At 50.1% G+C, this 5824-nt stretch carries 4 protein-coding genes; 3 read left to right on the top strand and 1 reads right to left on the bottom strand.

Annotated elements, in window-relative coordinates; genetic code table 11:
- On the top strand, window positions 1–244 hold a 244-nt coding region (locus BMZ51_RS22930), incomplete at its 5' end, for a transposase (RefSeq protein WP_074882379.1).
- A 152-nt stretch (window positions 245–396) separates the two neighbouring features.
- On the opposite strand, the gene BMZ51_RS22935 is transcribed toward BMZ51_RS22930, so the two are convergent.
- Entirely contained in the window at window positions 397–714 is a 318-nt protein-coding gene (locus BMZ51_RS22935; protein ID WP_068007018.1) for a hypothetical protein, read from the bottom strand.
- A gap of 389 nt (window positions 715–1103) precedes the next feature.
- Between BMZ51_RS22935 and BMZ51_RS22940 the strand changes: the two genes are divergently transcribed.
- Both BMZ51_RS22940 and BMZ51_RS22945 read left to right on the top strand, forming a co-directional pair.
- Window positions 1104–2300, top strand: a complete 1197-nt coding sequence (locus BMZ51_RS22940) for an efflux RND transporter periplasmic adaptor subunit (RefSeq protein ID WP_068007021.1) — start codon at window positions 1104–1106, stop codon at window positions 2298–2300.
- A gap of 20 nt (window positions 2301–2320) precedes the next feature.
- Complete coding sequence (locus tag BMZ51_RS22945; protein WP_068007024.1) at window positions 2321–5410, top strand: efflux RND transporter permease subunit; 3090 nt, start codon at window positions 2321–2323, stop codon at window positions 5408–5410.
- Window positions 5411–5824 lie beyond the last annotated feature (414 nt).

The raw sequence follows: 5824 nt of genomic DNA on the forward strand, positions 1-5824 counted from the left end.
TGTCTCGCAGGTTCATCGTCGCAAACCGAAAGGTAAGCCTATGCCCACCAATGTGCGCCGTGGCAATAACACCAAATCAAAACGTAGAGCACCGGTGGAGCATGTCTTTGCCTGCCAGAAACAGGTGATGGGGTTGTGCGTCCGCTCTGTAGGGCAGGCACGGGCTACCACAAAAATCGGCCTCGCCAACCTAGTCTACAACATGCATCGGATGGTCCAACTGCAACGCATGCCCGTTACGTAGCCAACGAGGCTAAGGCAAGACCTCAAGAGCGGTAAAATCACCCCATCTTCGATGGTCACAAACAACCGCCACGCCTGTTTCCAACTCCAAGCGCTTCAAAAATAAGGTTATTCGAGGTCCTCAGCTGACAATCCTCCTTGCAGTATCCTTCATCAGTTGAAGTCAAAAGCCAGACCTCCTTGCCTTAGGTCGTCCAACGATTTGCCGGCGCAGCTGGGTATTCGGGTGTCTAGTGTTCCATTGTCGTTTACCGAGAGCTGTACGGCGTTGTTGCCCAGTGGTTTGTAGAACGGGATGTCATCTTCAGTACCATCGATGTAGAACACCACATGACCGGCCTCTCGGTTTACAGTGCTCTCTAATGGACAGATTACAACATCAGGCGCATCGCCGAATATACCTGCCGTTGCACTGATCGAAATAAAAAGCGCACTAACAAAAATTGCAGAACCACGTAGTGTCACAGGCATTAATCTCTCCGATCGCTTCAAACCGAGAATTACTCATTGAACTATGCTGCCAATTGCTCTTCTAAGTGCTAAGTAATCAAGGAATTCTCAGCTTTGATTAACAATCAACTAATGAACCGAAAATAAAATCAATAGCATATACTTGCCAAATTTTTATGTTGTTTCAAAATGTAGATTACGTTGCTTTCCGAAGCACTATATGATCGGCATTATAGACACCCATTAACTTGCATGATTTAATCCAGTTCACGCTCCGCCCAAAAAACAACAGCTGTCTTCTTAAGGCAGTAAAAACAAGAATAAACAATGGTGTTAGAGCACCGTGATAAGGCACAGATAGCAAGCCAAAACGATTGTGTTCAGCAACCATCGAAGACTGGTGTTCGCCGATGCTAAGACTTCACTCCTATATTGTTTCCGCAGGTGTACTTCTACTGGGCCTTGCCTCGTGCGGCGAGGCCCCTCATACGAGCGCGCCTGAGGTTGTTCGGCCTGTCAAAACCTTTGAAGTCCTGACACCGGAATCTGGCGGAAAACGCTCTTTCCCTGCACGCATAGAATCTCAAAGACGTGCTGAGGTATCGTTTCGCGTTCCCGGTACGATTGTTGAACTTCCGGTTAAGGAAGGAGAAGCGATTGAGAAAGGGGAGACTATCGCGCAGCTGGACTCCACTGATTTTGAGTTGGTTGTGCAGGAACGAGAAGCGGAACTTTTTCGGGCGGACCGAGATTTTGAACGCATCAAACCTCTGGCAGAAAGGGGATTTTCTACGGTCAGAGAAAAGGATCGCAGGGAATACAATCTGAAGAGTGCAAAGGCGTCGCTGGATATGGCCAAACAGGATTTGGCTTACACCACTTTGAAAGCCCCCTTTGACGGACGTATAGCCAAACGGCTGGTCGAGAATTATGAGGAGGTTCAGGCGAAAGAGGTCATTATCGAACTTAGAGACCTTAAAGCGCTTGAAGTGAAATTCGATGTTCCCGAGCAGATCATGCTTCTGGTTCGTGAGGCCTCCGAAGAGCTTAAAGAAACGCGCATCGAACCGGATGTAATCGTATTTTTTGATGCGGCCCCAAACAACCGATATGCGCTGGAATTCAAGGAAGTTGCAGCCACTGCGGACCCTGCAACGCGTACTTTTGAAGCAACCTACATCATGCCTACACCAGACGACATCAACGTTTTACCCGGCATGACAGCAAACGTTGTCATCGACCTCACAAAATACATCAGGGCCGCCAATGTTACCTTCATTCCCTCCGAAGCAGTGATGTCTACAAATGACCTTGAGCCGCATGTCTGGATTGTCAACGCTGAGAGTCGGGCATTGGAAAAACGCCACATCAAGGTTGGTGATCTTCGCGGCAACCAGATCGCTGTGACGGATGGACTTGAGCCAGGAGACCGCATTGTGACCGCGGGCGTTCCGTTTTTGGTTGAGGGGATGAAGGTCAGTTTAATGAGCACGCAAGAGCAGGCTGAGGAGCGACCGGAGGACGTGAGCATTCGTAAGTCAGCGGAAGAAAAAGCGCAGTCCTCGCAAACACCGGCAGCTGGTGGTGAAGACGAGAAGCCAGAATAAACAAGGCCAAGGATACTCCTATGGATATTGGCGGTTACTCGGTAAAAAACAGAGTTGTTTCCTGGCTCCTCATCATTGTGCTGGTCGGTGGTGGCATTCTTGGCTTTGATGAGATGGGGAAGCTGGAAGACCCCAATTTTACGATTAAAGAAGCGAAGATAATTACGACTTATCCGGGAGCGACGGCGCAGCAAACACAAGAAGAAGTCACCTACCACATCGAAGATGCGGTCCAGAAACTCCCTCAGCTCAAACGCATAAAGATGTCGATCTCCCGGCCCGGATATTCCGATATCCAGATCCAGTTTAAAGATGAATACACGACTGAGCAATTTCCCAACATTTACGATGAACTGCGCCGGAAGATTGCAGATGTACGGCACAAGCTTCCTCCCGGTGTTGGAGAGCCGGTAATCGTGGATGACTTTGCAGATGTCTACGGCATCTATCTTGCTATTTCTGGCATGGGGTATACCTACCGCGATCTGAAGGATGTGGCTGAAACTCTTCAACGCCAACTCGTTCTTGTTCCCGGTGTGCGAAAGATCGTTATTGGCGGTGCGCAGCAGGAGGTCGTCTATATCGAGATCTCACGCGCTCGTCTTGGCGAACTCGGCCTTTCTGCTGAGCGTATCTCGGAGTTGCTTTCCTCGCAGAATATTGTTGCAGATGCAGGCAGCGTTCGAGTTGGTGATGAATACATTCGTATTTCGCCAACGGGAGAGTTTAACTCTGTTGCAGAGATCAGCGGCTTGCTCATCAGCTCGGAGGATGAAGGAGCCGATAAAAAGGCTGTCTACTTAGGCGACATAGCAACCATTACTCGTGCCTATGAAGAACAACCTTCAAAGATGGTCTATTTCAACGGACTGCCCTCGCTGACCCTTGGCATTTCGATGTTGCCCGGTCAGAACGTAGTCAACACCGGAAAGGCGATCAACGAAAAATTTGAAGAGCTTGTCGATACGATACCAATCGGTATCGAAGGCCATATCATCTACAACCAGCCAGAAGCGGTGGATCAATCCGTCAGCGGATTCATCGTCAATGTGGGTGAAGCGATTGTCATCGTCATTGTTGTTCTTTTGCTTTTTATGGGGCTCAGAACCGGTCTCATAATCGGCGCAGTGCTGCTGATCACCGTGGCCGGAACGCTGTGGTTCATGCAGCTGTTTAATATTGAGCTACAGCGGGTCTCGTTGGGAGCTCTGGTCATTGCTTTGGGTATGCTTGTCGATAATGCAATCGTGATTGCAGAGGGTATGCTCATTCGTATCAAAGCAGGTATGAAGGCGGCAAAAGCTGCAAGCGAAGTGGTTTCCAGCAATGCAATGGCTCTTCTGGGTGGGACGGTAATCGGCATCCTTGCATTTTCCGCCATCGGGCTTTCTCAAACCAGCACAGGGGAGTTTGCACGTTCGTTATTCTACGTCATTCTTATATCACTTTCCCTAAGCTGGATAACTGCAGTCAGCACCACACCGTTGCTGTGCGCGCTCTTTCTAAGGCCAGATAAAAAGACGGAGGAAAGCGAAGAAAAAGACCCTTATGCCGGCAGGGTTTACATGAGTTATAGAAGCGCGCTGGAAACCGCCATTCGGTTCCGCTGGGTTACGGTCTCAGCAGCTTTCAGTTTGTTTTTGGCTGCATTGGTCGGGTTTGGTTACGTGCCACAGGCGTTCTTTCCCAACTCCAATACGCCGATGTTTTTCGTTGATATCTGGGAGGTTGAGGGAACCGACATTCGTAAAACCCGCGACGATACCCTCAAAGTCGCGGAGTTTGTGCGCAACCAGGCGGGGGTAACGCAAACCACCTCCTTGATTGGCGGCGGTGATGCGCGGTTCTCTTTGGTTTATGAGCCGAAGGAAAACAGTCCGGCCTACGCCCAGATCATCGTTCAAACAGAGACCCGCGATCAGATACCGGATGTCTGGGCCGCCACTCAAGAGTTCATGTTTGAGGAAATGCCGCAGCTCGACCCAATTATCAAACCGCTGCGTATTGGGCCCGGCCGAGATGGAAAAATCGAGGCGCGCTTCCACGGAACAGACCCTGTTCTTCTGCGAAATCTGGCAGGAGAAGCCATGCGCATCATGAGGGCTGATGAAGATTCCAAGGATGTGCGAACAGACTGGCGTCAACCGCAAAAGCTCATCAAACCCATATTCAACGAACAAGTCGCCCGCCAGTTAGGTATCAACCGGCAGGATTTATCAGTGGCATTAGCGCAGGCCTTTGAGGGGAGCCAGGTCGGGATTTACAGAGACGGGACGCGCCTCCTTCCTATCGTCGTTCGCCCACCAGAGGCGGAGAGAAAAGACGTTTCCCATATTCGTGATGTTGAAGTCTGGAGCCCGGTCTTACAAAGATCCGTCCCAGTGCAACAGGTGGTGAACCGCTTTGATACGGTTTGGGAAGAGACTGTTATTCGGGGCCGAAACCGAATGCAAACCATAATCGCTTCAGCCAATCCGAAAGGGGAGTTGGCGACGCCGCTGTTCAACCGCATAAAAGGGGACGTCGAAGCAATTGAATTACCTCCCGGTTATTCGTTCAGCTGGGGCGGGGAATATGAAGATTCAGCTGAGGCGCAGGCGGGTATCTATGGTGCTCTGCCAGCTGGTTTTGCTCTGATGATTGTCACCTCTATCCTGCTGTTTGGTTCCGTACGTCAACCACTCATCATCTGGCTGACGGTCCCTTTGGCCATCATCGGCATAACGGCTGGCTTACTCGCTATGAACGGCAGTTTTGACTTCATGTCACTCCTCGGCGCTTTGAGCCTGATAGGCTTATTGATCAAGAATGCCATTGTGCTTATTGAAGAAATAGATCAGCAGGCAGAAACAAAAGACCTTTACCTTGCTATTGTGGATTCCTGCGTTAGCAGAATGCGGCCTGTCGCTATGGCCGCTGCCACTACGGTTCTTGGCCTTATTCCGCTCTTGCAGGATGCCTTCTTTGTCAACATGGCCATGACCATCATGGGCGGCCTGAGCTTCGCAACGGTGCTCACCTTGATCGTGGTCCCAGTACTTTACGCAATCCTGTTTAACGTCAAAAACCCCGGACAAGAAAAGACTCAGCTTTCCGGTGCAAGCATATAAGAGCATTCACAAGCGGGCGTTGTCACGGCAACTTTGGCACCAGTTCAATGTGTTAAAGATTGGCCTTTGCAGACATCCAGGCAGACCCAGGGCAGCCCCATACAGGGCAAGGTTTGCCTGATTGTCTCCTTCAGTCACACAGCCCCATACTGCAGCCGCTAAGCTCTGTGTTGCAACTAATGTCAGCAAAGGCTTTTCGGTGAATCTTTAATACTCAAAAACCTGCTGTTGGCAGCATGTGGGCTGCGGCGGGTATGCAACTATATTTTGGGGGTAAGTATCTCGTGTTGGCCGATTTTCGCTATTTTACCTAGTTGTAGTGACCTGAGACCCAAGTTTCCTCCAGTTTTTGTGAGGATCCATTGTTTGTATTCAAGCCTTATGCGGCTATCATTTCCAGCCCTATCTGCCCGG

Origin of the sequence: Pseudovibrio axinellae (assembly GCF_900110875.1) — a bacterium.
Taxonomy (GTDB): domain Bacteria; phylum Pseudomonadota; class Alphaproteobacteria; order Rhizobiales; family Stappiaceae; genus Pseudovibrio; species Pseudovibrio axinellae.